Here is a 25,144-nt window from a genome sequence, read left to right as displayed (position 1 = left end):
CATAAACGAGTGGGCGTACCAGGACTTGAACCTGGGGCCTCATCCTTATCAGCGATAATCCGCGTGCTCCGGGGACCTGTCACAAGGCTCGCCGAACCGGATTTCTCCCTGTTGAGCGGCCTTTGGCCGTTCGCGACGTGACGCCGGATGCCGTGCTTCACCGCACGGTCACACGGTCAAATCACGGTCAAGAACGGGGTCTGTCCACATGGGATACGCACGCGCTCGCGTCAGCACCAAGAGCGGCACACGCTTCACCGCGTACTACATCGACATCAAGGGAGAGGAGCGGTCGGCTGGCACCTTCACCACCCGCAAAGAAGCCGACCGAGCATGGCAACACGCCGAGGCGAAGGTCGCCGAGGGGCGCGTCACCAGCACCAAGCACGGCCGGCAGCGATTCGCCGACTACGTGCTGGAGACCTGGCTTCCCAACCACATCGTCGAGGCCACCACGGAACAGAACAACACCTACTGCGTGCACAAGCACCTGATCCCCGAGTTCGGCAAGATGCGCATGAACGAGATCCTGCCCGGCCACGTCCAGGAGTTCGTGCGCAACTGCCAGGACAAAGGGCTCGCAGCGAGCAGCATCCGACGGTCCGTCACGGTGCTGAGCGCGATCTTCTCCGCAGCACTGCTGAACCAGATCATCTTCACCCACCCGTGCAAGGGGATCGTCCTACCCCGGGTCGGCCGCCAGCCGCTGACCATCATCACGCCCGAAGAGTTCGACGACTTCTACTCGCACATCGACGGCGACGTCTTCAAACTGCTCGTCGAAGTCGCGATCGAGTCCGGGCTGCGGTGGGGCGAGCTCAGCGAACTGCGCCCGAAGGACCTCGACAGGTCGACCGGCATCCTCACCGTCAGCCGCGTCGTCGTCGAACTCTCACCGAAGTTCCACCCCACCGGGGAGAGATTCCTGGTCAAGGACTACCCCAAGGACGGCAAGTTCCGACGCCTCAAGCTCCGGCGCGGCCTGGTCACCAGGATCGGCGCCTTCGCCATGGCCTCCGGCATCCGCGACGACGACCTCCTCTTCGCCTTCCCCGAGCAGGACACCGAGGCTCCCATCCCGGGCGTCCCCCACGACACCGATCTCGGGCTCACCGCTCCCAACGCCACAGGCCGACGCTACAGACACGGGACCACGACCGCCTACACCAACGGCAAATGCCGCTGCGAATACTGTCGAGCGGCCTTCGCCAACTACCGAGCGGTTCGCCGGGCCGAAGGCAAGGACCAGCCCCGCAGACGTCGCACGGTCAACACCGACGGCCATATCCCCGCCGACTGGTTCCGCAAGCACATCTGGAACCCGGCCCGAGAGACCGCGGACCTGCCGAAGGGCATCACGCCGCACAAGCTGCGGCACGCCCACGCCTCCTGGCTCTTGGCCGGCGGGGCCGACCTCATGGTGGTGAAGGAACGCCTCGGACACGCGTCCATCACCACCACCGAGCGCTACCTGCACACCCTCCCCGACGCCGACGACAGCGCCCTCGAAGCCTTGGGCAACATCCGCGGCCGCAACGGTAGAGACTCCGCGCGAAGCGTCAGCTGACCAGGAATCGATTTTGCCGACGCAGGGGCCCGCAGTGGAAACCACTGCGAGCCCCTGCGTTCCGGCACCTGGATGCCGAACCGCGATGGCTGGCACTCCTGTGAAGCTCCGACGAACGGCGAAGGAGCCAACTTGGCCGCCCGCCGACGCCTCCCGTGGACGATCCCCGCGTGCGCGGGGAGCACGACTACGCCGACCTGCTTGACAACCGCCACCAGGGACCATCCCCGCGTGCGCGGGGAGCGCTCCGCGGCGTAAACGTTCACGTCTGTAAACGGCGGCCCATATATCTCAAGACGCAACCCCCTTGAAGCCTCCAAAAAGATCACGAGGGACCGCGATACGGCAGTCACCAGGCGATTTTCTTGATCGTTTCGTCCCTTACCCGATCATAGGGATGGAGCGATCGATAGACACATCATGTGTCGTTCGCATATATTTCTACTTGCTTGATTGCTTCTGTCCCCCTTCGTGTCTCCCCGCTCACCGCGCGCACCGCCTCAGTCGGCTATAAGCACCAGGAGCCTTCGTGCACATCCAGGTCAGCGCTGGTTTGCCACAGGTTGCACCTGCCGACGGAGTCGAGGTCATCGAACGCAAAGGCATCGGTCATCCCGACTCGCTTGCCGATCTGCTCGCCGAGGCTTTTTCCCAGAGGTACGCCCTGTACGGCCTGGAGATCTTCGGTGAGGTTCCCAATCACTGGGTCGACAAGACCACGCTCGTCGGGGCACGCTCCCGGGTGGATTTCGGCGGGTACTCGATCGAAAGTCCGGTGCAGGCCCATCTCTTCGGCAAGATCACAAGAGCCGTCGGTGATCAACACATCCCCGTCGACGAGATCTTCCGCGGCGCGATCCGCGACCTTCTCCCCGCTGCCACCGACGCGTCCTCGATCGCATCCCACGTCGAGTCGTCAGTAGAGAACACCGCGGGAATCGCCGCCGACCATCCCGCCACCTTCTACCGCCCGGCACAGGGTGGCGACCTGGCGGATACCCACGATCTGCGCGCCAACGACACCGTCTTCTGCTCCGCCTACGCCCCCGCCACGGCACTGCAACGCCTGGCCATCAGCCTGGAGAATTTCGCAGCCGGCCCCGAGCTCGGCGCCGACCTGCCGACGGGGCGCGATGTCAAGGTCATGCTCGTGCGCACCGGAACCTCCGTCGAGATCACCGTTTGTCTCCCCATCCACCCGGAGCAAGTCGCGTATCGCCGCGAATACGCGGAGGTCGTTTCCGAGGCCCGACGGCGCATGGACGCTCACGCCGCAGCCCACACGGCGAAACTGGACACGGACTGGCGGCTGAACGTCGCCGTGAACACCAAAGACCGGCAAGGCGGGGCCTACCTCGCGCCGTGGGGAACCTCGCTGGGCAAAGGCGACTGCGGTTTGGTCGGGCGCGGCAACCGGGCCAACGGGATCATCGCCGCCGACCGCGGCGACAGCGGGGAGGCGATCGCGGGCAAGAACCCGCTGCACCACGCCGGCAAGCTCTACACACTTGCTGCCGAACGGATCGCCCACCGCATCGGCATGCCCAACCACACCGTCCTGGTCGCCCGCAACGGCGACCGGCTCGACTCCCCCTCCTTCGTCGGTGTGCGCACCCGCGAGAAGGCCGGCTCCGCAGAACAGCGCCATATCGCCGACGTCGTCGAAGGTGAGATGGCCGCGCTTTCCCAGTTGTCCAAGTGGCTTCTGACTACCCCGGTTCTCGACCGGTTCCGTCACCCGGGTCTGCTGCTGGAGGCGTGAGCGTGGACGCCGAACTCGCCACGCGCGATGTGGTGCTGGTGACCCTGGACTCCTGCCGCTACGACACCGCCCGCACCGCCGACCTGCCCGCACTGTCCTCGCTGGGGCCGCTGCAGCGGGCGGAGAGCCCGGGGACCTTCACCCTGCCCGCCCACGCCGCCATGTTCACCGGATTCCTTCCCCGACCGACCGAGGGCTGCGTCGAGGTCGCCGGGAAACGTCTGGGCAGTATCTGGCGATCGGCCGCCGCCCGAGGGCGCCCCGGCGACGGAGGCATCTCGTTCCGCGCGCCGACCCTGATGGATCACTACGCCGACCAGGGCTATCGCGTCCTGGGAGCGGGCGGCGTCACCTTCTTCGACCCCACCCACCCCTGCAACAGCTTGCCCACCCGGTTCCCGGAGTTCCGCTACTTCGGCCGGGTGGCAGCCTCCCCGGCCGATGCCGCCGCGCGCGTGGTGGATCGCGACACGTCGTTGACGCTGGCCCATGTGGACGAACTGGCCCAGACGTGTCTGCAGGCCGAACGGTTCTTCTGCTTCATCAACTGCCCGTGCACCCATATCCCCTACACCAGCCCGGCAGCCGTGCTGAGTGAGGCGACCGCTGTACTTCTGGAGCGCCTGTACCGCCTCCACGACGCCGGCCCTTCCGCCGCCGCACCTCGGCCACTCGACGCTGCGGAGGCGGCCACGCTGCAGAACATGCAGCGACGCTGTTTGGAATGGGCCGACGCCCGACTGGGCCGGCTCTTCGTTCAGCTCGCCCACCGGCGCCCCCTGGTCGTCGTCTGCGGCGACCACGGCGACGAGTTCGGCGAGGACGGACGCTACGGGCACGGCCACCCCCACCCCACCGTGACCACAGTCCCGCTGTGGTGCGGCCTGCTCGAGCGGTGAAAGGCGGCGACGGCCGATGGGGGCGCCACCCCGACTCGACCACCCCGCGCTCGTAGGGCCGGGGTCCGGGCTCGTGCGCACACGCCTGGGTATCTCACCCAACCACCCGTCGTTGCGCGCCGGTGTCCTGCGCACCCACCTGCTCACGGCGCTGTTCGCCTACGCTGTCGCCGAACGCACCGGTGCCTCCGCCCACGTCCACGTGCGGTGGGACGACACCGACCCCTCACGCGCCCGCCGATGCCATGAGCCGCGTCTGCTCGACGAGCTCCGCAACGTGGCCCAGATCCCCGTCAGCGACGCCGGACTGCGCCAGAGCGACGGCGCACAGCGTTACCTCCGGGCGCTCGGGCGACTGCAGGAACTCGGCGTCATCCGCGATCAGGACGGCGCCGCGTGTCTGGATATCGCCGCCGCCGACCGTCTTCTGCGACGCCGAGGCCAGGAGCCGGAGGCGGCTACAGCGGAGGCGGCGGTCAATACGCGGGTCCAACGCGAACCGGTCGAGGCCCGGGTGCGTCTGTTCCGGTCCGACGGGCGCGCCCTGTGGCATCTGGCCAGCGTCGTCGACGACATCCACCGGCACACGACGCTGATCGTGCGCGGCTCCGACAAGATCAACGCCACCGCCATCCAGGTGCGGCTCTTCCTCCTGCTGGGCGCACCCGCGCCGCCGGCCTTCCTTTTCGTCCCCCGGCTCCTGGAGACCGACCGCGACGGCACCCGCACCGCCGCCCTGCTGGACGGAGGCGTCCGGCCTTCGGCCCTGCGGTGGTACCTGGCGGAACCCTTCCTCGCGCCTGCCTCGGGTCCTGGACCGCAGTCGTTCGCCGATCTGGTCACCCGGCTGCGCGCCGATGTGCGGCTACGGGCCGACGCCCGCTTCGACCAGCGGCGCCTGGCGGCGCTGGACCGCAAACTCTCCGGAGCGCTCCCCAGCTCCGTCGCCTGCGATGAACTCATCCGAGCGGGAGCGACCGCGGAGCCTGAGCTGCTCGCCTGGGTCGCCGCCCACTACCGGCGGCCGTTGCCCCAGCAGTCGCGGCTCTGTGCCCTACTCGAGTACAAGCCCGCGTACGGAGAACCGCCGCAGCGCGCGGCCGAGGCCGTCGCGTGGCTGGAGCGGCACCTCCGCGGTGGCGCCGAGGCCCCGGCGCCACCGGCCCTGGCCTGGGTCCTGACCGGCGAGACCGACCTTCCCGGGCTGGGACCGGGCGTGGAGCGGTTGCCCGCCGGCCTCGTGCGAGCCAGACTCACCGCGGCCCGTCAGGCGTTGAGACGAGCCAGCGCCGCCTCGATGCGCTGACGCGTGCACTCGCGCCCCAGCAGTTCCAACGACTCGAACAGCGGAAGACCCACCGTACGGCCGGTGACCGCCACCCGCACCGGCGCTTGGGCCTTGCCCAGCTTCAACCCGTGATCTTGCCCGGCCTCCTCCAGAGCGGCCTTCAACTCCTCGGCCTGCCAGGGAAGTTCAGGATCGGCGAAGCGCTTCAGCGCGGCCGCGAGCATCTCCGCGCCCACCCCCGGTTTCATCGCCTTGGTCCACGACTGCTCGTCGAAAACCGGTTCATCCAGGAACAGGAAGTCGACGTTGGCCACGATCTCGCCGAGCACGGCCACCCGGCTCTGGGCCAGCGGGGCGATGGCGCGGAAGGCGTCCTCGTCGTAGTTTTCCTGCGGCCACGGCGCCGCCTCGGGGTCCAGCCACGGCCGGCAGCGGTCGACGAAGTCGTCGACCTCCAGCGCGCGGATGTACTCGCCGTTGAAAGCGCGCAGCTTCTTCTCGTCGAAGAAGGCGCTCGCGCTGTTGACGTCGGAGACCGCGAACAGCGGCTCCATCTCGGACCACGGCATGATCTCGCGGTCCTCGCCCGGCGACCAGCCCAGCAGCATCAGGTAGTTCACCATCGCCTCGGGCAGAAAGCCCTCGTCCCGGTAGGTCTCCAGGGCCACCTTGTCGCGGCGCTTGGACAGCTTCTGGCGCTTCTCGTTCACGATCACCGGCAGGTGCGCCCACCCCGGCGGGGCCTGGCCCAGCGCCTGCCACAGCAACTGCTGCTTGGGGGTGTTGGACAGGTGCTCCTCGCCGCGCACCACGTGGGTGATGCGCATCTCGACGTCGTCGACGACGTTGGCCAGCGCGAAGAGCGGGGAGCCGTCGGCGCGGGCGACGACGAAGTCCTCGATGGAGGCGTGGTCGAACTCCACCCGGCCGCGGATCGCATCGGCGACCACGGTCGGACCGCCCTCGGGCACCCGGAACCGCAGCGCCCGGCCCGGGCCGGGCTCCAGAGCGCGGTCGCGGCAGAAGCCGTCGTAGCCCAGGTTGGGATTGTCGCGCCGCTGCTGCACCTGCTCGCGGGTGCAGTCGCAGTAGTAGGCGCGCCCCTCCTGATAGAGCCGCTCGGCGGTCTCGCGGTGCTTTCCGGCGTAGTCCGACTGGAAGTAGGGGCCTTCGAAGTGCGGATCGGCGTCGCCGATGCCCAGCCAGGTCAGCGCCTGCAGGATCCCCTCGGTCCATTCCGGCTTGTTGCGCGCGGCATCGGTGTCCTCGATGCGCAGCACGAACCTGCCCTCGTCCTGCTGCCGGGCCAGCGCCCAGTTGAACAAGGCAGAACGGGCACTGCCGACATGGAACATGCCGGTCGGCGACGGCGCGAAACGGGTGCGGATCGGGTTCTCGGTCAACGTGGACGTCCTTGACAAGTGCTACTAGATGGTCGGCAGGGTCCGCTCCGATTTCGGCAGGCGCAAGCAGTCGGCCCTTCCAAACAAGCGAAGGGCGGCGCAACAACCAACTACGACGGTGACCGGGAGAATCGGACCATCCCCGCGTGCGCGGGGAGCACTTTTCTGCCATAGATTTTCACATGCAATTTGGTCATGGACCATCCCGCGTGCGCGGGGAGCACAACGTCCCCTCGAATTCGAGCCGGGACGACGTGGGACCATCCCCGCGTGCGCGGGGAGCACCCGAACCACGGCGCCATCAGCGGGTATGCGGGGGGACCATCCCCGCGTGCGCGGGGAGCACGGGAAGTTGACCCGAACGTGGGAACGCAAGGGGGGACCATCCCCGCGTGCGCGGGGAGCACGGCCAGAGTCAGCACGGCTGGTCCACCTCCTCGGGACCATCCCCGCGTGCGCGGGGAGTCACGCCGCGGCCACCACCCGGCAGGCGGGCAAGGTTGGACCATCCCCGCGTGCGCGGGGAGCACCGCCGGGGGCCGACGAGCGGGGCGGTTCAGTGGGGACCATCCCCGCGTGCGCGGGGAGCACATGCCGATGCTGATCAGGTCGATGGTCCGGCCGGGACCATCCCCGCGTGCGCGGGGAGCACTCGGGAAAGTCCATGATCACGAGCGCGCCCATGGGACCATCCCCGCGTGCGCGGGGAGCACGCGGTACAGGGCGGTGCGCAGCCGCCAGCGCTGGGACCATCCCCGCGTGCGCGGGGAGCACGGCGGGAGCCACGAACTCGTTGAAGTCGCCCGGGGACCATCCCCGCGTGCGCGGGGAGCACGACATGCGAAAACCCCGCACGATGGCGGGGTGAGGACCATCCCCGCGTGCGCGGGGAGCACACCGTCGTGCGCACCGGGATCTCGGGGTCGTCGGGACCATCCCCGCGTGCGCGGGGAGCACCGGCAGACCCGGCAGCCGATCCGCTGGCTCCAGGGACCATCCCCGCGTGCGCGGGGAGCACGACCGCGGGTGGGACGACGTCGGATACTCCTGGGGACCATCCCCGCGTGCGCGGGGAGCACCGGCGCCTCCCGCTGCCCAGGACGGTCTGCACGGGACCATCCCCGCGTGCGCGGGGAGCACAGGGGGTCGCGCGTGCCGGTCTACCGGTATGTGGGACCATCCCCGCGTGCGCGGGGAGCACCGGCGGCATGAGCTGCCGCACTCCCGAGGACGCGGGACCATCCCCGCGTGCGCGGGGAGCACCTCTTACGCAGCCAGTGGGCGGGGCCGTCGGGGGGACCATCCCCGCGTGCGCGGGGAGCACGCCGGGGGCGTGTTCTGGCACGTGTCCGGCCGGGGACCATCCCCGCGTGCGCGGGGAGCACTCGCGGCGGGGCGCGCTGGTGCGGTTGGTCATGGGACCATCCCCGCGTGCGCGGGGAGCACGCCGCCCCCAACACCCTCGCCAGGCTGGAGCGGGGACCATCCCCGCGTGCGCGGGGAGCACCGCCACTCGTTGACCTTCACATCCTCGTAGTCGGGACCATCCCCGCGTGCGCGGGGAGCACCACGTCACCGTCCGATACGACCGAGACGCGCCGGGACCATCCCCGCGTGCGCGGGGAGCACACCACGGTGGCCAGCGAGTTGAGCGCGGCCTCGGGACCATCCCCGCGTGCGCGGGGAGCACGCGCCGCCGCACGTCGACCTGCGGCAAGCGCCGGGACCATCCCCGCGTGCGCGGGGAGCACCTACTGGCGCCCGGCTGCTCTGCGTAGCCAGGCGGGACCATCCCCGCGTGCGCGGGGAGCACCTGCAGCTCCTCGGCCGAGGCGTTGCCCGGCAGGGACCATCCCCGCGTGCGCGGGGAGCACGAGGACGACACGCAGGCGGAGGCGTCGGAGACGGGACCATCCCCGCGTGCGCGGGGAGCACGTGAACTCGGCAAGCTCGATCCGTCGGCCGCAGGGACCATCCCCGCGTGCGCGGGGAGCACCTTGACGTCCAAGGGGACGAACAGGCCCGGCAGGGACCATCCCCGCGTGCGCGGGGAGCACGTGTGCTCGCGCGACCATGCGTCGGTCTCGTTGGGACCATCCCCGCGTGCGCGGGGAGCACCGGATCGCCTCCACGCCGCGGAACGCGAGCAGGGGACCATCCCCGCGTGCGCGGGGAGCACACCGATTTCACCTGGGAGATTGACCATGATCCGGGACCATCCCCGCGTGCGCGGGGAGCACACTGAATGACCTGCGCGTTTACCAGCGCCAGAGGCCGTTTTCATTCACTCCGCGAAAATCCGACAAACCACCCATTCCACCCATGCGGCCTCACCGGTTCCCGAAACGGCGGCGCTTGGACGCCTTGCTCCACCCCTTGGGCGCGGACGCCGGCGGGATAGCCGCTTCCTCGCTGGGGCGCCGGATCAGGGTCAGGCCTTCGTGGTCGATCGGGTGCCACTTGTGGTCGAAGGTCTCGAACGTGTAGCCCTGTTCGTTGTCGGTGCTGTAGGCGAGTAGCGCGCGACCGTTGCCGGCGTACTCGCGCACTTCGGCCCACAGGATGTCGCGGATGCGCGCGGAGGGGCCGCCGATGAAGACGCCGGGCGATATCTCCAGCAGCCAGCGGGTGAGGAACCCGCGGAGACCGGCCGGGCAGTTGGTGAGGACGATGACCGTCACCAGATGACTCCGTCGGCGTAGTTGCGTCCGGATTCCACTTCGCCGCCGCGGTCGGTCTGCAGGCCGACGTGGTCGACCGTGGCATCGGCCGCATCGCCCTCCGCGCCGTCCGGTAGGAGCAGGCCCTGCACGTCGCCCACGCAGCGGTCCAGAAACCCGGTGTCGTTGATGCGGTCCCGCAGGGCGCGGCGGGTGCGTGGGCCGACGTCCTCGGGGCTTTGGGCCGCGGTGTCGAAGGCGACCGGGATCCCGATCTCGGTCTTGTACAGGTCGGCCACGTCCAGCACGAAGGCGAGTTCGTGGCCGGAGTGGACGAAGCCGAGCCCGGGGGCGCATCCCAGGGCGGCCACCACCGCGTGGCAGACGCCGTAGAGGCATTGGGCGGCCGCGGTCACGCCTTGGTTGAGCGGGTCCCCGGCGTCGAAATCGCCGGGGACGTAGTGCCGCCCCGTCCAGCGCATGCCCACGCGTGCGGCGTCTTTGCGGTAGAACTCTTTGACCCGCTTGCCTTCCCGCCCCAGGAGCTGCTGGCGGGTCAGCCCGGCCGTGTCCTCGTCGGGAAAGCGCATCCGGTACATGGCGCGCGCCACCTCCAGGCGCGTCACCCGGTTCGCCCAGGCCCGCGCTTGGGCTTCGACCAGCGCGGCGGAGCGGGTCAGCGACCGGCCGCCCGCGTAGAAGCGCACGCCCCGCTCGCCTACCCACACCACGCCGGCGCCGCACTCGCCGAGCACGCTCATGGCCTGGTGGGTGACCCGCGTTCCGGGGCCCAGCAGCAGGGTGCCGATGGTGGCCGAGGGGATGTGGGTGATGCCGTCGCCGTCCTCGGCGGTGATGGCGTTGGCGTCGCGGTGTACCGTGCACCGCTCCAGGTAGACGAAGGAGAGTCGGTCTGCGACGCGGGTCAGCTCGCGGGGTGTGGAGGCGCTGCGCCTGCCGGCCGTGGCCATGGGGTCCCTCTCATTCCGCCGGGGCGAGGGTCATCAGTCCGCACCCGTAGGCCTTGGCCCGCCCGAGTCCTCGGGTGAGGGTGCGGCGCAGCGCCTCGGGATCGACGACCTCCAGCCGCCCGTCGAAGGTCGCGGTGACCAGGGAGACCCGGTTCTTCCTCTTCCCGTTCGCCGTGGCTGCCGGCTGGTGCTCGGGCTTGTCGAACGCGTTGCTGCGGCGGTCGTGCACGAGGAGCTCGTGCTCGTCGCCCTCGGGCAGCAGGCGCTGATCCTCCGGTTTCTCCAGCACGCGGAAGCCGGCCGCCTCTTGGCGCTGCAGCAGCCATTGCGCCTGGTGGCGCGGGGTGACGTGGGCGGTGACCTTGGTGGGTTCGCCGTCTTTGCGGCGGATGCTGTGCACGGGGTTGGCGGTGAGGCGAAACGCCCACGTGTGGCCCTCGGCCAGCCGCTCCAGGAACGGGCCGTAGTCGTAGGTCTGCCAGTTGGGCCGCTCCTTCCAACCGGCCTGTTCCACCACGTGCGTCAGGTCGGGCTTGGCGGGGCTGACGATGTAGAGGAACACTTCGGCTTTGGCGTTGCGGTCCACCCGCCACAGCACACGGGGGGTGTCGGTGTCGGTGGGCAGTACGTCGGGGAACGCGTTCATCACCGCGGCGTGCATGGTGCGCGGTGACGACAGCAGCCGGCGCGCTCCGCTGCGTGCGGTGTTGAGGCGGAACCGGGTGAGGTGCATCAGTCGCCTCCCAGCAGGCTGGTCGGATCGTGTTCGGGGGCCGCGGGTCCTCGGGCCCACGGGTTGGCGACCTCGACCGTGTGGGTGCGCACGCCGCGCAGGGCGTAGCGGCGGTGGAGCGGATCGAAGCTCAGCGGGGTGTCGCGCCGGCTGTCGGCGCGGGTGTCGCCGGCAACGGCGTCGACCAGGAGCGGCAGGGATACCGCGGCCTCCCGCCGCAGACGGCGCTGGTACCAGGTCGAGGCCCGCCATTCCTCGGATTCGAGCGCCTCGTGCACACCGGTTCCGCTGCGCAGGCCCAGGTCGACGGGCCGTGCCGGCGGGCACGAGCGCCGCCCCAGATACGGCAGGTAGACCGGTGCCCGCACCGCCTCATGGAGCCGGTCGATGAGCGCGTCGTCGCCTGCCACCGCGGCGACGAACACGGCGTCGGCCAGGTAGAACCGCTCGGAGACGGGCATGGACCGGTCCGTGTCGAGGTGGTGGGCGGTCTGGTAATCGCGCACGCGGGTGCCGGGCTGGTCGATACGCACCCCGAAATCCAGCGCGGTCAGATCCGACAGGTCCTGGGTGCGATCGCGGCCCTGGGCTGCGGCCAGCAGTCCGATCACCCCGCTCTTGGTGGGGGCGTTCTCGGTGGTGCGCCGGGCGAAGCGGGCCGCCGATCCCCACGCTTGCAGGGGACCGGCCAGCTGGAGCATCAGGGCACTCATGCGGTGGGCGCCGACCGCTCGGCCGTGGCGGTACCGACGGCGGTGACCAACTCGGCCAGAGGCAGCTCGGTGCCCAGATCGGCGAGGTCGGCCGTGCTGGGCCCCACCCGCAGCACCCAGGTCTCGGTATCGTCGGCGAGGCCGTAGGCCGCCTCGACCTGGCCGACGTAGTCGGCCAGGCGCTCGCTGGCTTTGCGCACGTGGCCGTCGCCCGGCGCGACCGGTTCCTCGAAGGCGCCGACGAAGCTAACCGGACGCGTGCGGCGCAGCTTCACGATCACCGCCTCAGGCAGCGTGTGGTTGCCGAAGGTGTTGACCTTGCCGGTGGGAAGGGATTCGACGAACCCGCGCACGAAGGCCTCCACGGCGCGGCGCAGCGGCTGGGTGACCGGCTCGTCCTCGCGCAGCCCCTCCCCCAGGTTGCGGCGCAGCAGGTCGGCGTCCAGGGCGGCGTAGCGGTACAGGGTGGCGGAGTTGAACTCCACCGTGCCGATCATGCCCGCGCCGGTCTCCTCGTCAGGGTTCTCGTCGTCGACGGCGGTGTAGTAGTCGGATTCGTTCTCCACCGGGTGCACGCTGATGGCGTGGGCGACCTGGGCGGCGGCGTCGACGTTGACGTCGGCGCCGTCGGCGACCATGCGGCCGAACAGGGCGATGTCGACGGAGTGGCGGGTGTCGGCGAGCTCCTTGGCGCGCTTCTTGTTGTCCTTGAGGAAGGCCTTGATGTCGGCGCGGCCTTCGACGGCGAGCTCGGCGAGGGCGTCGAGCTGGCGGGCGCTGAGGAACATCAGGTAGGCGGACTCGGGAGCCGGCTCCGGTTGGCCGTTCTTCTTGGCCGCCTCCGCCTTGCGTTTGGGGACGTCGATCTTGGAGCCGGTGGCGGCCTGGACGGTCTCGGCGGCCAGGGTCCAGGCTTCACGCTCCTCGATCGCGGTGTCGATGTTCTGGATGCGCACGGTCAGCAGTTCGGCGACCCGTTTGGTGCGCACACCCAGTTCGCCGGCGTCGAGCAGGTCGTCGAAGGCCATGCGGGTGGCGCGCTTCCAGGCCTGGCTGGAGACGCGGGACCGGCGCGCACCGCCGTAGACCGCGGTTTTAGGGGCGCCGGTGTCGTCGCGGTTGATGTTGCTGGGCGGCACGGTCTGGAGCACGTGCAGGTCCAGGATGGTGCGGCTCATGCGTGGTCCTCGTCGGTCTCGGGAGTGGTGTCATCAGGGGGTGCGGAGGCGTCGGCGGGGACGGCCGCGGCGGAGGCGGCGTGGAAGGCCCGACCCCATGCCGCGCGGACCGTGGTGCGGCCACCGGGCTGCTGGAACCGGTGGATCCGGTCGGCCAGCAGGCCGTAGTCCAGAGCCACGGCCTCGCGGCGCAGCAGCACGACGATCTCGCGCAGCCGGTAGGCGAGGCTGGGGAGGTCGTGGGCGGTACCGGCCTGGACGAACCGGCGGCGCACCGGTTCGTCGATGTCGCCGGGCGGCATCAGCCGTCGCACGGCACCACCGAGGTCGCGTCCGCGCTGGTGCATGCGGTCCTCGCGGCGCGACTGCTGGTGCACGCCATAGAGCGTCAGCGCGACGTGGGCGGCTTCCTCGGCCGGGTCGCCCCCGGTGTCCGCGTCGGGAACACGGGGTGCCCGGGTGTAGAACCGGTCGTCCAGCGTCAGCCCCCACAGCTCGGGGACCTCGGCGACGGTCTTCCCGGCGCCGCGCCGCAGCTGCGCGAGGGTGGCCACAGCATCGGAGCGGTCCTGCAGGTAGCCGTATTGGATCTCGCGGACGCGCTCGTCGACGAAGGCGCCGACCCACTGCAGATCCGGTACGTGCTTGGGGGCCGTCGTAGTCACGCTGATTCCTTGTCTGCCGGGGCGGTCATGGGCAGCGCCTTGTTCAGGTCGGCGCGGAAACGCAGGTCGGCGCCGCCCGCCGTGAGCCAGAAGGTGTTCTGCTTGGTTTCGATGAGGCGTCCGGTCCAGGCCGCGTCGCCTGCCTGGTCGACCAACTGCTTGCCGAGGTCGCGGATGTGTCGGCGGGCGCGGTGCTGCCACTCGGTGTGCTTGTCTTCGGGCTCGTCGCCGGGCGCGATCGCGGCCAGCCAGTCGCGGAAGGGGCCGTCGAGTTCGGCGAAGCCGAGGTCGCGGGCCGTCGCGCGCGGGCCGTCGGATTCGGCTCCGGCCGCTTGAGCCAGGCGCTGGGCGAGATCGCCCAGGACGGTCACGGCCTTCTCGGCGTCGTTGACCGCATCGACCGCGGTCTGCCCGAGTCCGTCGTCGCGCTCGTGCAGGAGGACCACGGCCATGGCGACGCCGTCGTCGACGATCTCGTCGATGACCGACTGCTGGGTGCCGTAGACGGCGCCGAACAGGCGGGGTCGGATGGGGTGGTCGGCTTCCAGGAATCCTTCGTTGGCCAGCCGCGCGACCCAGTCGAGGATGCGCGGCCGTACAAGGGCCGCGGCCTCTTGGCGTTGTTCACCGCCGGTGACCCGGCCGGTGACCAGGGCCGCCAAGCCGCGCCAGGCGCTGCGGGCGGGGTCGTGCTCGCGCGGCAGGTACACCTGGGCCAGGCTGTGCTTCTTCTCCTGGGCGGGGCTGCGCCGCCAGGCGGTCATGGGTTCGCGGTTGTGCATGTTGCGTGCCGGCAGCGGGTCGCCGTAGGCCAGCAGCGCTCCGTAGACGCCGTCGGCGTCGTACTGGAGCCGCAGGCGGCGGCTCTGCCAGGTGTAGAGGTCGCGGACCCCGGTGGGGCGCGCGGCCAGCTCCGTGTCCTCGGCGGGGGCGGCGCCGGCGGGGTCGCGGCGCCAGGCGGGGCGGTCGTCGGCGTCGATGCGCAGGTTGTCGACATCGGCGGCGACCAGGTTGAGCAGCAGTGTCTCCTGCAGTGTGGCGCCCTCGGCCAGGACCCCGCCGAGGTTGCCGGCCCACCCCACGCCCTGGGGGTAGCCCTTGCCGCCTTTGACGCGGGGGTCGCCCACCGCGCCGGATTTGATGCCGGAGGGGTCGAAGGCGTGGGCATGGACGACCCAGCGGGCGGCCTCGGCGAAGCCGAGCCGGTCGACGCCGCGGGCCCGCATGGTGAAGAACGGGTCGCCGTTGGGCACGTCGGCCACGATCCGGTCGAGGGAGAAGACCTCGTCTTTGGCCGTGCGCAGGTCGGCGACCTGGAAGAAGGGCGTCTGCGGGTGCAGCAGGTCGAAGCGGTCGCGGTGTTCGTCCAGGTAGGCCGACAACACCTCGGCGGGCAGTCCGTCCTCCCGGTACTGAGACCATTCGTCTGTGTCCGTCGGCCCGTCGACGGCGTCGTGGACGATCGCCAGAACGAGCCGCACCAGGGCGAACTCCTGGGTGGGGACGTCGCCGACGATCCGGCGCAGTGACGCGGTGTGCTGGAGGAGGTCGTGCAGCGACAGTTCTTGCTCGGTGCCGTCGAGCCGCTGCACGGGGATCCACGGTCGCGTGGTCAGATCGAAGGAGGGTCGGGGGGCGTCATTCGGCACGGTGGACCTCGAGACCGTCGGACCGGGTGTAGCGGAGTTCGTAGCCTGCCAGGCTGCTATGACATTCCTCGTCCAGGACGAGGACCAGCTCGCCGGCGAGCCAATAGGCCTCCTTGCTCTGCCAGCCGGGCACGCACTGCTCCTCGAGTTCGGCGATGGCCCGATCCAGGGTGCGGGCGTTGGAGAACTCGGGCGGCAGGCGGAGCCCGCAGGCGGCCACGATGCGTGCGCGCCGGTGATCGGGGGCGGTGTCGGTGGGCAGTTCCAGGCCGCCGCGGGCGCGGCCGTGGCGGTCGGGGCTCAGCCAGGGCACCGTGGCCAGGGCGCCGTCGGGGCGCCGCTGCACGACCAGGACTTCGAGGGTCTCCTCGGTGTCGCGGACTTGGGCTTTGCCGCGGCGGGTGTCGTCGGCGTCGCCGACGCCGGCATCGACCCAGCCCACCAGGGCCCGGCCGGGGCGCGCCTGCGGGTTGAGCAGGAACGCGTCGGCCTTGGCGTGCTGCTCGGCCTGGTGTTTTTCGTGGTCGGCGCGCGCCTTGCCCATGGCTTCGCCCCACTCCGCAGGGCCGATCTCCTCGTCGCCGTAGGCGCGCTGCACGAGGGGGCTGATGTCCTCGGGCAGGCGCAGCGCGTTCCCGGTCCCGTCCGTCCGGGCGAGGTAGGGCTCGAGGGCGGCCGCCGACCGCAGGAGGGGATAGGTGCGGTAGACGCGGCGGGAGCCAGGGTCGGGCTCGGGCACAGGCGCGTCCCAGTCGGCTCCGGTGATCAGGCAGCGGGCCCTGCGCAGCCGCGGCGGGCGCTCGCTCTGGTCCGCGCCGCGCCGGTGGCGGTGCAGGCGGCCCATGCGCTGCAGCAGCAGGTCGATCGGGGCCAGGTCGCTGACCAGCAGGTCGAAGTCGACGTCCAGGGACTGCTCGGCCACCTGGCTGGCGACCACGATCCGCCGCTCGGGGCGGGCGCCGCCGTGTTTCGCGACGTAGTCGGGGGAGCCGAATTCGGCGAGCAGCCCGGCGTCGTTGTCGGCGCGATCCGGATCAAGGAAGCGGGCGTGGGCGACGGTGACCTGCTCATCGCCGAAGCGTGTGCGCAGATGCGCCGCGGTCTCCACGACGCGGCGCACGGTGTTGCGCACCACCAGGACGCACCCGCCGTCCTCGAGTTCGGTTTCCAACCGGTCGGTCAGGTGGTCGAAGTCGTCGTCGAGACGCTCCACGTGCACCGCGGTGCCGCGGCCGGAGGCCTCGGGGGCCGACACCCGGGGAAGGCCGCCCGGGGCGACGGCGGTGATGAGGGGATAGGCCTGTGCCGCCTGAACGCCGGCGAAGCCGGTGTCGGTGGCTTGGGCTCCGGCATAGGCATGGGCGAGCTCACGGCGCCTGCGCGACGGCAGCGTGGCCGAGAGCACCACGACCGGCACCCGGTAGGCGCCCAGCCAGGACAGGACCCGGTCGAGATAAGCGTTCATGTAGGTGTCGTAGGCGTGGGCCTCGTCGATCACCACGACTTTGCCCGCCAGGGCGAGGTGGCGCAGCGCCAGATGGCGGCTCTTGAGCCCGGCGAAGAGCAGCTGATCGATGGTGCCGACGGCGAAGGAGGACAGCATCCCCTTCTTGCGGCCGCGCAGCCAGTGGTGGGCGACCAGCTCGGCTGAGGCGGCCTGGGCGTCGGTGCGGGGCTGCCACGTGTCGGCGCCGCCGTCGCGGTCGATGCCGGCCAGGGAGCGGCGTCCGGCGCGCATCAGCTCGGCGAAGTCCTCGTTGAGCGCGGCCTTGGAGTGGGCGAGGAACACGGAGTGCGCACCGGTTCCCTCACGGGTGTCGGGCAGGTGGTCGAGCCAGTCGAGCAGGCGGGGGAACATGGCGTTGCCGGTGGCCATCGTGGGCAGCGCGATGAAGCAGCCGCCGGCGCCGGAACGGGCCGCGAAGACCTCCGCGACGGCCAGGGCGGCCTCGGTCTTGCCCTCTCCCATCGGCGCCTCGATCACCATCAGGCCCGGTGCGGCCATGTCGCGGGCTGCGGCCACCGCGGCTTCCTGCACCGGGCGGATCCGGGCGCCGGCCGGCAGGTCGAAGCGCGCGGCGACGTGGGCGCCGGGCTCGGCCTCGGGCTCGTCCGCGGCCCAGGGGCGCGGCAGGTTCAGGCCCTGCCAGGCCGCGTCGACGCGTTCGGGGTCGCTGCCGCGTTCTCCGGGGAAGTACGGGAACAATTCCGGGTTGCTGGCGATCCAGTCGGCCATGATCACCACGGCGGTCAGCAGCGCCTGCACCGGTTGCGGCAGCTTCACCTCCCGCCAGAGGGGCAGGCGATCGTGAACGGCGCAGGTCTGCGCGGCGGCGTCGAGGAGTTCGTGCTGGACGCTGCGCCAGGCGTCCTCGCTGCCGCGGGTCCGCAGCAGCGACCGGTGCCGTATCAGCTCGTGGATCTGCGCCTGGGTCGGCGGAATGCCGTGGTGGCCGCCGACGACCACCGACAGCTGGAGCGTGGCCGGTTTGGGCCAGCCGTGTCGCTCGATGAGCCATTCCTGCAGCAGCAGCTGGCCGGCCAGTCCGTGCGGGGCGAGGTTGCGGTCGGGGATCTGCTTCTGCAGCCGCATTTCCAGACCTTCGCTGCGCATCCGGTCGGCGAGGCCTTCGACCTGGCAAGCGAAGGCCGGCGTCGCCTTGCCGATGTCGTGGACCGCGGCCAGCCACACCGCCAGTCGGCGCGCGTCGTCGGCGCCGCCGGGCAGCTCGGCCGACACCAGCCGACGGACCTGGTCGGGCACCCATTCGTCCCACAGCCGCCCCGCAACGGCGGCACTGTCGGCCATGTGCCGCCACAGCGGAAGCCAGCCGTCGAAGTCGTGATCGTGCTTGGCCCACACGGCGCGCGCGGCTGCGGACAGCCTGTCGGGCCAAGGCAGGGGGGAGCCCTCGGAGTCCATGGGAGAAGTCAATCGCATGAGACCTCCCATGGCAGGCAGAACGGGAAATTTAGTGCTCCGATAACTCGGTGGATGCGGGCCGGAGGGCAGACAGGCCAAACCGCCGCCCTCCGAACCGTCCACCCGCGATCGATCCCCGCAGGCGCGGGGAGCACTGCAAGAGTTGCGTCGAGAGCGACGCTAGACCGGGGTCATCCCTCCATGCGAAGGGAGCGAGAACTTCGTTCGCAGTGATCACCATACCCGAGAAAACTCAAACTCGGGCAACGGTCTTGCTTCTCTCTCTTACGCTTCTCTCACCAACCCGCTGAACGGTCTAGATTCACTCACTACGCACCTCTCATGTAACCGACCGAGAGGCCCACACAGCAGTACCATGCGTGCTATCGTCACCCTGTCTCAGTCCGCCCTGCGCCCTGGCCTACGTGGCCAGCGAGCGGCCTACGCCGCTTGCGCTGGTGGGGCGACTGGGCCTCCACCGCAAACAACAGCGGCCCCCCGTTGCACCGGGAGGCCGCTCGCAAACAACTTCCGCCCGTTAACAAGAAAGGAAGTCGATAATGCCTATCGTAGACGCTCCACCTGGGCTTGAACATGTCAGGAGCGACACGCCGAACGAGGTCCTGGACATGGCGGGCGCCCCGCCCCTGGTGTCCCTAGCTGAGCCGCTGCTACGTCACGTGCCAGGAGCCGGATGGGTGCTCGCTGGGGTGGCGCTGCTGCTTTTCGTCGGCATCGTTGTGCCTGCGGTCTGGTCGAGCAAGGCCGATCGTCGGGATGCGGCGTGGCGCGTCCTCGATCGCTTGCTGCCCTGGTCCCAGTAGGAGCTCACATCGCGCTGGCCGGAGATCACCAGCATGGACTTCCGGCCTGCACCAGCCCACGCGGCACGCTTTGCCTTGGGCAGCGCAGTATCACCCACCAGGCGCGTAGACCGTATGAAGTCACCTGGGCCACGAGAGACACGCTCAGCTACGCGTCTACCTCACCCCCAGCTCCGGCCATCCCGGCGTGCGCGGGGAGAACCACACGCCCCGCCCGCCGGGGCGCGACTCGTGGGGACCATCCCCGCGTGCGCGGGGAGCACCCGTCCTGGGTCTCGTCGAACAGCTCCGGTTCGGGACCATCCCAGCGTGCGCGGGGAGCACCCCGACCAGCTCGAAACCACGGTCAACGACGAGGGACCATCCCCGCGTGAGAGGGGACCGGATTCGGGGCGGCATCCTATCGGGGTGCTGCCCCTTCTCATGTCATGACCGGTGCCGCTGACCTGCTCGGACGCGCACGGCATGATCACCGCGTGGTGATCGTGTCGCACGCGTAAGCGCCGGTTGGCGGCGTCGCTCATCCTTCGCGGGCCATGCACGGGCCGGATCGGCGGAGGGTGCGGGGCCGGCCGGCGCAGGTGGCGAAGCGCTTCGCGCGTGTGGCATCGGGCTTGATCGTGTAAAGAAAGTTCTCACCGCGACCTAAGCCGTGGCGCGCTCCTCCGTCTCGGCGGGATCGGCTGCGGGGGTCGGTCGGCCGTTGATGATCGCCTCGATGTCGGCGCGTAGGTAGCGGCGGTACCCGTCCGGTGTGTGAATGTAGCGGATGTGTCCCTCGCGTGCCCATCGGGCGATAGTCGTTCGGTGCGCGGCCAACAAGTCGGCCGTCTCTGCGGCGGTGAGGTGCTCGGCGAGCTCAGGCGGATCATCGGTGCGGTCGTCGGTGCGTCTCATGCGGCGCTCCGGTGTCGGTCACGGGTGCGGCCGGGTGTCATTGGCCCGGGGAGGCTGCGCTTCCCGGCCGCGTCGGCGGGTGCGGGCGGTCTCAGCCGGTGGGAGGCGGTTGTCCGGTGTTCCAGCGCTGCCAGGCGGATTCCTGGTCCTTCAGCCACCGCCACAGTTCGGCCGCGCTCATCCCGCCCATGTGGTGGTCGCGTACCCCGTGGCGGGCGGCTGTGGCGGGTGCGCTGCGGCGGCGGGTGGCAGTCCAGTGCCACCCGCCGGGGGTGGGTTCGCACGTGATGTGCCAGGTGGCGCCGAAGCGGTGGTTGAGGCATCCGTGGGGGCGTAGCCGTCGGGTCCGAGGTCGGTGTAGGGGAAGCCGGTCACCGGAGACGCTCCTCTACCGCGCGGGCGCCGGCACGATCGGCCGTGCCGGTCGGCGCCGGGGCGAGGCTGAGCGTGAAGACCATCCCGTTGCCGGCGGGCAGTGGTTCCCACGTGTCGGCGAAGGCGTCGACCAGAGCCAGGCCGCGCCCGTGGTCGTCCTCGACGGAGGTCGGCACGCGCTCGGGCCGTGTGGTGGCACTGCCCGCGTCCTGGACCGTCACGGCCAGGGTGTGCCGATCGGCGTGGACGTGGACGGTGAAGGTCCCGCCGGGGGCGCCGGTGGGCGTGTGGCGCAGGGTGTTGGTGGCGGTTTCCGACAGCAGCAGTGCGGCTGTGGCGGTGGTCGCGTCGGGGATGCGCCCGGGGGTGCGGGTGAGGGTGTCCTCCAGCCAGCGGCGGGCGGTGCCGACCTGGTCCGGGGTGCCGGGGAAGGTGCGGGCGACCAGGATTCCGGGTGTGGTGGTCGTCATCGGTGCACTCCCGCCGTGGTGGGGGCCGGGTGGTCCGGGTGGGCCAGGTCGGGGCGGTGGGCGATCAGTCGCCGGGTCGCTGCCCGCAAGTCGGCCATGTCGTCGGCGGGGGCGGGCTGCTCGTGGCGCTGTAGCCAGGGGCCGACAACGCGGTGTTCCTCGGTACGGGATCGGGATGCGGGCGGGGCGGTGCCGTCGGTGACCGCGGGGAGTACGACGGTTTCGGCTTCCGGTTGCATCGCCAGGTACGGGCGTGCGCCGCGCGGGCGGCGAGCGCGGCGGCGCTGATGCGGTGCACCTGCGGCGGCCCTATTGCCGGGATCGTATGGGCGCACATGAGGCCTGTGGTCCGGGTCCGGACCGCTAGAGTTGAGCACGGGTCTCCACCTGGCTTCTTCAGGTCGGGGATCAAGGCTCTGCCTGGTGTTCTGCGCACCGGCAGGGCCGTTTTTTGTGCACTCCGCATGTCGGCGGCGAGCGCTGTCTACGATCCCTTTGCCGGTGGCGCGTTTCTAGGCGTTACACGGAACTGACGATATCCGTCGGCTTGTGTAGACAGGTGTCGAGCAAGTGTGTTGGAGTGTCGACCTATGCAAATCAAACCGAAACCGGAATGGCTCAAGGTGGGGCAAGAGATCCGCCGCCTTCGGAGCGCAAACCGGATGTCCCAGGACCAGTTATCCCAGCTCATGACCTTGTCCCCCGCTATGCTGAGTTCGATCGAGCGGGGCATACGAGGATGCAAGCCGGAATTCGCCGAAGAGCTCGACACGGCGCTTCAGACAGGTGGCCGTGTACTGCGTCTGGTCGGAAAGGCGAACGCTGACCCCGGGACACCGACATGGTTCCTGGATGTGGAGCGGTTGCAGCACCAAGCTGCGGAGATCCGCCAGTTCCAGCTCGGCTGGCTCCCTGGACTCCTTCAGACGGAGGACTACGCACGTCTAGCCCTACGTGCGGGCGACCTGTCCTTGTCGACCACAGGCCTTCAGCAAGCCGTCAACGCCCGCCTCAAGCGCCAAGAACTACTGTGGGGAGAAAACCCGCCGCTGCTGTTCGTGGTACTAGAGGAAGGTGTGCTGTGTCGACCGATCGGGGGCCGTGACATCATGACCCGACAGCTTGATCAACTTCTGTCAGCCGCTGGACATGCTCATATCACGGTGCAGGTGCTCCCCATGAACGCCGGGCCGCATCCAGGGCTGGACGGAACGTTTCAGCTGCTGCGGCTGCCGCGTCGGGAGACCTTCCTAGCGCTGGAGTCGCGTGTCTCGGCGGATGCAGACGACGATGCCGACCATGTGAACGAGTACACACAGGTCTTTGAGGACTTGCGGGCGCTCGCCCTCGCTCCCCAGGAGTCGGCGGACCTCATCAGAAAGGCACGAGGAGATCTACAGTGAGCGTCAACCCTGACACCTGGCGCAAGAGTAGCTATAGCAACTCAAAGGGTGGTGACTGCGTGGAGGTGGCCGACACAGCTGATAACGGTGCGGCTGTGCGTGACACCAAGGACCGCGACGGGGGACACCTTGAGTTGCCCTCTGCCGAGTGGGCGGCGTTTATGCGCGCGGTGAAGTCGGCGGAGCTGTAGCCCACCACACGCTCCCCCCCCCCTGCGACTGCGAACCCTGCGGCTGGCTGGCTGCGGGGGCTGTCATGCCCGGGCGGGAATCCTTGTTCGGGAGCGGTCGGCCTGCGACCGTGTGCTGAATCGGTGGGTCACCACTGGGCAGCCGGCGGACCGCGTCTCTTGTGCGCGACGGGGCGACCGGCGAGGCCGTGGCTCAGGTGGAGGCTCTGCCTCCTGTTTACCCCTTGCGGTCAGCCGCTGGTTTTCTGCATGTTCGGCTTGGCGCTTTTGCTGGATCACCGCGATGGAGAAGCACGGCCGGCACCTCGGACTGGGCTGCGGGCCGCTGATCGACATCGCCGTGCACGGCTTCATCCTCGACACCGTCAACTACCGCGAGTTCTGCCGGCGCCACTTCGGCGGCTTCCTGGAACACGTCCCCGAGATCGAATTCAAGTACGACGGGTCGGTTATGAAGACCGCCCAGATCATCGAGGGCAGCGGGTTCCGCATCGACTGGCCGCTGTGGGAGCGCGACGGCGCCACGTGCACCCCGTGCTACCACGGCTCCGACTGCCACTGACCGCCCGCGCCCACGCCCCCGGCATCCACCCGGTGCCGGGGCATCCGTGTGTTCTCCTGCCGCCTTGGTCTCGCGGTGGCTACCGTGTGACGGGTCCTGTTCTCCCGCCACAGGGGCCACACCATGTCCGCAGTCACCGACCTGACCACCTACTGGGACCGCTACGCCGGCCAGCTTCCCGCTCCGCCCCGCGAAGACGCGCTCAAGGAGGCGCTGCGGTGGTGCCAGTACCCCGACCACGGCCCCGGCGCGGAGCTTCTCGGGGATCCGGTCACGGCCCTGGAGCTGGGGTGCGGGCGGGGTGATGCGGTGGCCGCGCTGGCGACCAAGGGCATCGACGCGACCGGAGTGGACCTGTCTGTCGAGCACGTGCGCGCCGCACACGAATGGTGGGGCGACCTCGCCAACGCCCGGTTCACGCACGCCGACGTGATCGATTACCTCTCAGACACCCGGCACCGGTGGGAGGCGGCGTTCTCGATCTGGGGCGCGGTCTGGTTCACCGACCCCGACGTCCTCCTGCCGCTCGTCCGCGAGCGCCTCGTTCCGGGCGGTCGGTTGGTGTTCGCGCAGGCGCCCGCCGTTCCCGGCGCCTACGGCATACAGGGCATGTACGCCAACGGATTCAGGGGCCGACAGGTGTGGGTATACCGATGGGCGTACGAACCCGAGATGTGGGCGGAGATCCTGAAGCGACACGGGTTCGTCGACGTGCGGGCGTGGGTGGAGCCTGCGCCGGATCCGGATGATGTGGGGACGCTGATCGTGCAGGCCGTTCATCCCCACGTCCGCGAGGCTCGGCGCGCCACGCCGGCGTGGCGGAGGCAGTAGTCCGATTCATCCCCGCGTGCGCAGGGAGCATACGAGGATGTTATATCCGACGTCTGACCAGCCGGGACCATCCCCGCGTGCGCGGGAGCACACGCCTGGGACGCTGCCGGGCGTGCCGCCTTCGGGACCATCCCCGCGTGCGCGGGGAGCACGCCAGGCCGACGCCCTGGCGGGCGGGAGACCGGGGACCATCCCCGCGTGCGCGGGGAGCACCGTTCATCAATGCGATCGCTTCGCCGGTTTCGGGGACCATCCCCGCGTGCGCGGGGAGCACGGGCACCGCCACCTCGACGCCGGTATCGGGACGGGACCATCCCCGCGTGCGCGGGGAGCACGCTGCCCTCCTTGACATGCTTTTCACCCTAGGGGGACCATCCCCGCGTGCGCGGGGAGCACACTGAATGACCTGCGCGTTTACCAGCGCCAGAGGCCGTTTTCATTCACTCGCCGAGAATCCGACAAACCACCCATATAGCCTCACCTGTTCCGAAACGACGGCGCTTGGATGCCTTGTCCCCCTTCAGCACAGACGCCGGGAGGATATCCGACTCTTCACGGGGCCGTCGCAACGCGTCCAGTTGCGCATCGCCGTCGGGGGGCGCTGCATCTACCCACCGCGTAGTGCACACCGCCATCGTGCCGACATACGCCGTGAGTGAGCAGACGGCAAAATCAAGGCCGACGGCGGCACGCGCTCATCCCCTCAAGCGAACCGTCCCGTCCAGCTGTCCTCGCGCAGCGCGTCCAGGGCGCTTTCCTCTTCAGCGGTGAGCGCCCCGAGGGTGAAGGTGTCCCAGGCGTAGAGGACCTCCAGTTCCGGGCCGGCGGCGGGTTCGATGCGTGCCCGCTGGCCGGAGGTCAGCACGAGTTCGATTCCGCCGTCGACCGGTTCGGCTTGTTCCCATTGCAGGCCGCGGCGGCGGCAGATGTTCAAGTTGAAGGTCATCTCGCCGGTCTTCGGATCACGGCGGCCGGGGATAATCGGACGGATCCAGATGAGGTGCGGGTCGTCGTTCTCGACGCGGTGATGCCGCGCCAGCGGCGCGCGGAAGGCCTCGTCTCCGCCCGCCCCGGGTTCGGTGACGACCATCTGTGCGCCGGCGTCGAGCGGGTCGTCCGTCATGGTGTGGCGGCCGGCGAGGAGGTCGGCGAGGTGTCGCTCCCATTGCATGGTGGCTCC

General features: G+C 70.0%; 21 protein-coding genes and 2 CRISPR repeat arrays. Of the genes, 8 read left to right on the top strand and 13 right to left on the bottom strand.

Annotated elements, in window-relative coordinates; all coding sequences use genetic code 11:
* Nucleotides 1-208 precede the first annotated feature (208 nt).
* From HNR25_RS26500 to HNR25_RS12665, 4 genes are all read left to right on the top strand, one after another.
* On the top strand, nt 209-1,567 hold the full coding sequence (locus tag HNR25_RS26500) for a tyrosine-type recombinase/integrase (protein WP_184635317.1): 1,359 nt from the start codon (nt 209-211) through the stop codon (nt 1,565-1,567).
* A gap of 529 nt (nt 1,568-2,096) precedes the next feature.
* A complete protein-coding gene (locus HNR25_RS12675; protein WP_312862508.1) occupies nt 2,097-3,329 on the top strand; it encodes a methionine adenosyltransferase in 1,233 nt (410 codons plus the stop codon).
* Nucleotides 3,326-4,228: a sulfatase-like hydrolase/transferase gene (locus HNR25_RS12670; RefSeq protein WP_312862507.1), complete on the top strand. Its 903-nt coding sequence runs from the start codon at nt 3,326-3,328 to the stop codon at nt 4,226-4,228. Before HNR25_RS12675 ends, HNR25_RS12670 begins: the two co-directional genes overlap by 4 nt.
* 16 nt (nt 4,229-4,244) lie before the next feature.
* On the top strand, nt 4,245-5,534 hold the full coding sequence (locus HNR25_RS12665) for a hypothetical protein (RefSeq protein WP_184635314.1): 1,290 nt from the start codon (nt 4,245-4,247) through the stop codon (nt 5,532-5,534).
* Here the strand turns inward: HNR25_RS12665 and gltX are convergent.
* The 12 genes from gltX to HNR25_RS12605 all read right to left on the bottom strand — a co-directional run bounded on the left by gltX (nt 5,495) and on the right by HNR25_RS12605 (nt 21,216).
* Nucleotides 5,495-6,919 (bottom strand): glutamate--tRNA ligase, encoded by a 1,425-nt coding sequence (gene gltX / locus HNR25_RS12660; RefSeq protein WP_184635312.1) that lies wholly within the window; start codon nt 6,917-6,919, stop codon nt 5,495-5,497. The genes HNR25_RS12665 and gltX overlap by 40 nt on opposite strands.
* Before the next feature lie 256 nt (nt 6,920-7,175).
* Nucleotides 7,176-9,159: a CRISPR direct-repeat array (repeat unit 29 nt; unit sequence GGGACCATCCCCGCGTGCGCGGGGAGCAC).
* Nucleotides 9,160-9,249: 90 nt separating this feature from the next.
* Entirely contained in the window at nt 9,250-9,600 is a 351-nt protein-coding gene (gene cas2e, locus HNR25_RS12655) for a type I-E CRISPR-associated endoribonuclease Cas2e (RefSeq protein ID WP_184635310.1), read from the bottom strand.
* Complete coding sequence (gene cas1e, locus HNR25_RS12650; protein ID WP_184635308.1) at nt 9,597-10,550, bottom strand: type I-E CRISPR-associated endonuclease Cas1e; 954 nt, start codon at nt 10,548-10,550, stop codon at nt 9,597-9,599. Before cas1e ends, cas2e begins: the two co-directional genes overlap by 4 nt.
* A 10-nt stretch (nt 10,551-10,560) precedes the next feature.
* Complete coding sequence (cas6e, locus tag HNR25_RS12645) at nt 10,561-11,283, bottom strand: type I-E CRISPR-associated protein Cas6/Cse3/CasE (protein ID WP_184635306.1); 723 nt, start codon at nt 11,281-11,283, stop codon at nt 10,561-10,563.
* Complete coding sequence (cas5e, locus tag HNR25_RS12640) at nt 11,283-11,996, bottom strand: type I-E CRISPR-associated protein Cas5/CasD (protein WP_184635303.1); 714 nt, start codon at nt 11,994-11,996, stop codon at nt 11,283-11,285. Before cas5e ends, cas6e begins: the two co-directional genes overlap by 1 nt.
* Nucleotides 11,993-13,174: a type I-E CRISPR-associated protein Cas7/Cse4/CasC gene (gene cas7e / locus HNR25_RS12635; RefSeq protein ID WP_184635301.1), complete on the bottom strand. Its 1,182-nt coding sequence runs from the start codon at nt 13,172-13,174 to the stop codon at nt 11,993-11,995. Before cas7e ends, cas5e begins: the two co-directional genes overlap by 4 nt.
* On the bottom strand, nt 13,171-13,839 hold the full coding sequence (casB, locus tag HNR25_RS12630; RefSeq protein ID WP_184635299.1) for a type I-E CRISPR-associated protein Cse2/CasB: 669 nt from the start codon (nt 13,837-13,839) through the stop codon (nt 13,171-13,173). Before casB ends, cas7e begins: the two co-directional genes overlap by 4 nt.
* A complete protein-coding gene (gene casA, locus HNR25_RS12625; RefSeq protein ID WP_184635297.1) occupies nt 13,836-15,488 on the bottom strand; it encodes a type I-E CRISPR-associated protein Cse1/CasA in 1,653 nt (550 codons plus the stop codon). Before casA ends, casB begins: the two co-directional genes overlap by 4 nt.
* A complete protein-coding gene (gene cas3, locus HNR25_RS12620) occupies nt 15,478-18,429 on the bottom strand; it encodes a CRISPR-associated helicase Cas3' (RefSeq protein WP_246463637.1) in 2,952 nt (983 codons plus the stop codon). The genes casA and cas3 overlap by 11 nt, the downstream gene beginning before the upstream one ends.
* A 1,451-nt stretch (nt 18,430-19,880) precedes the next feature.
* Nucleotides 19,881-20,132 (bottom strand): helix-turn-helix domain-containing protein, encoded by a 252-nt coding sequence (locus tag HNR25_RS12615; protein WP_184635295.1) that lies wholly within the window; start codon nt 20,130-20,132, stop codon nt 19,881-19,883.
* A gap of 371 nt (nt 20,133-20,503) precedes the next feature.
* The gene (locus HNR25_RS12610; protein WP_184635293.1) at nt 20,504-20,977 is read right to left on the bottom strand and encodes an ATP-binding protein; all 474 of its coding nucleotides are present in this window, start codon (nt 20,975-20,977) and stop codon (nt 20,504-20,506) included.
* Nucleotides 20,974-21,216, bottom strand: coding sequence for a hypothetical protein (locus tag HNR25_RS12605; RefSeq protein WP_184635291.1), 243 nt, complete (start codon nt 21,214-21,216; stop codon nt 20,974-20,976). Before HNR25_RS12605 ends, HNR25_RS12610 begins: the two co-directional genes overlap by 4 nt.
* A 351-nt stretch (nt 21,217-21,567) precedes the next feature.
* Between HNR25_RS12605 and HNR25_RS12600 the strand changes: the two genes are divergently transcribed.
* From HNR25_RS12600 to HNR25_RS12585, 4 genes are all read left to right on the top strand, one after another.
* Entirely contained in the window at nt 21,568-22,380 is an 813-nt protein-coding gene (locus HNR25_RS12600) for a helix-turn-helix domain-containing protein (RefSeq protein WP_184635289.1), read from the top strand.
* Nucleotides 22,377-22,571: a DUF397 domain-containing protein gene (locus HNR25_RS12595; protein ID WP_184635287.1), complete on the top strand. Its 195-nt coding sequence runs from the start codon at nt 22,377-22,379 to the stop codon at nt 22,569-22,571. Before HNR25_RS12600 ends, HNR25_RS12595 begins: the two co-directional genes overlap by 4 nt.
* 283 nt (nt 22,572-22,854) lie before the next feature.
* Nucleotides 22,855-23,133 (top strand): glycine-rich domain-containing protein, encoded by a 279-nt coding sequence (locus HNR25_RS12590; RefSeq protein WP_246463635.1) that lies wholly within the window; start codon nt 22,855-22,857, stop codon nt 23,131-23,133.
* A 123-nt stretch (nt 23,134-23,256) separates the two neighbouring features.
* Nucleotides 23,257-23,964: a class I SAM-dependent methyltransferase gene (locus HNR25_RS12585; RefSeq protein WP_184635285.1), complete on the top strand. Its 708-nt coding sequence runs from the start codon at nt 23,257-23,259 to the stop codon at nt 23,962-23,964.
* 123 nt (nt 23,965-24,087) lie between these two features.
* Nucleotides 24,088-24,360: a CRISPR direct-repeat array (repeat unit 29 nt; unit sequence GGGACCATCCCCGCGTGCGCGGGGAGCAC).
* Nucleotides 24,361-24,667: 307 nt separating this feature from the next.
* Here HNR25_RS12585 and HNR25_RS12580 read toward each other — a convergent pair.
* On the bottom strand, nt 24,668-25,135 hold the full coding sequence (locus HNR25_RS12580; RefSeq protein ID WP_184635283.1) for a hypothetical protein: 468 nt from the start codon (nt 25,133-25,135) through the stop codon (nt 24,668-24,670).
* Nucleotides 25,136-25,144: the final 9 nt, after the last annotated feature.

The sequence above is a fragment of the Streptomonospora salina genome (assembly GCF_014204715.1).
Classification (GTDB): Bacteria; Actinomycetota; Actinomycetes; order Streptosporangiales; family Streptosporangiaceae; genus Streptomonospora; species Streptomonospora salina.
This window is presented reverse-complemented; position numbering and strand designations above follow the sequence as displayed.

Coding starts and splice junctions, on each gene's coding strand:
- HNR25_RS26500 (WP_184635317.1), top strand. CDS start 209: ATGGGATACGCACGCGCTCGCGTCAGCACCAAGAGCGGCACACGCTTC.
- HNR25_RS12665 (WP_184635314.1), top strand. CDS start 4,245: ATGGGGGCGCCACCCCGACTCGACCACCCCGCGCTCGTAGGGCCGGGG.
- cas1e (WP_184635308.1), bottom strand. CDS start 10,550: ATGGCCACGGCCGGCAGGCGCAGCGCCTCCACACCCCGCGAGCTGACC.
- cas6e (WP_184635306.1), bottom strand. CDS start 11,283: ATGCACCTCACCCGGTTCCGCCTCAACACCGCACGCAGCGGAGCGCGC.
- cas5e (WP_184635303.1), bottom strand. CDS start 11,996: ATGAGTGCCCTGATGCTCCAGCTGGCCGGTCCCCTGCAAGCGTGGGGA.
- cas7e (WP_184635301.1), bottom strand. CDS start 13,174: ATGAGCCGCACCATCCTGGACCTGCACGTGCTCCAGACCGTGCCGCCC.
- cas3 (WP_246463637.1), bottom strand. CDS start 18,429: ATGCGATTGACTTCTCCCATGGACTCCGAGGGCTCCCCCCTGCCTTGG.
- HNR25_RS12615 (WP_184635295.1), bottom strand. CDS start 20,132: ATGAGACGCACCGACGACCGCACCGATGATCCGCCTGAGCTCGCCGAG.
- HNR25_RS12610 (WP_184635293.1), bottom strand. CDS start 20,977: ATGACGACCACCACACCCGGAATCCTGGTCGCCCGCACCTTCCCCGGC.
- HNR25_RS12605 (WP_184635291.1), bottom strand. CDS start 21,216: ATGCAACCGGAAGCCGAAACCGTCGTACTCCCCGCGGTCACCGACGGC.
- HNR25_RS12600 (WP_184635289.1), top strand. CDS start 21,568: ATGCAAATCAAACCGAAACCGGAATGGCTCAAGGTGGGGCAAGAGATC.
- HNR25_RS12590 (WP_246463635.1), top strand. CDS start 22,855: ATGGAGAAGCACGGCCGGCACCTCGGACTGGGCTGCGGGCCGCTGATC.
- HNR25_RS12585 (WP_184635285.1), top strand. CDS start 23,257: ATGTCCGCAGTCACCGACCTGACCACCTACTGGGACCGCTACGCCGGC.
- HNR25_RS12580 (WP_184635283.1), bottom strand. CDS start 25,135: ATGCAATGGGAGCGACACCTCGCCGACCTCCTCGCCGGCCGCCACACC.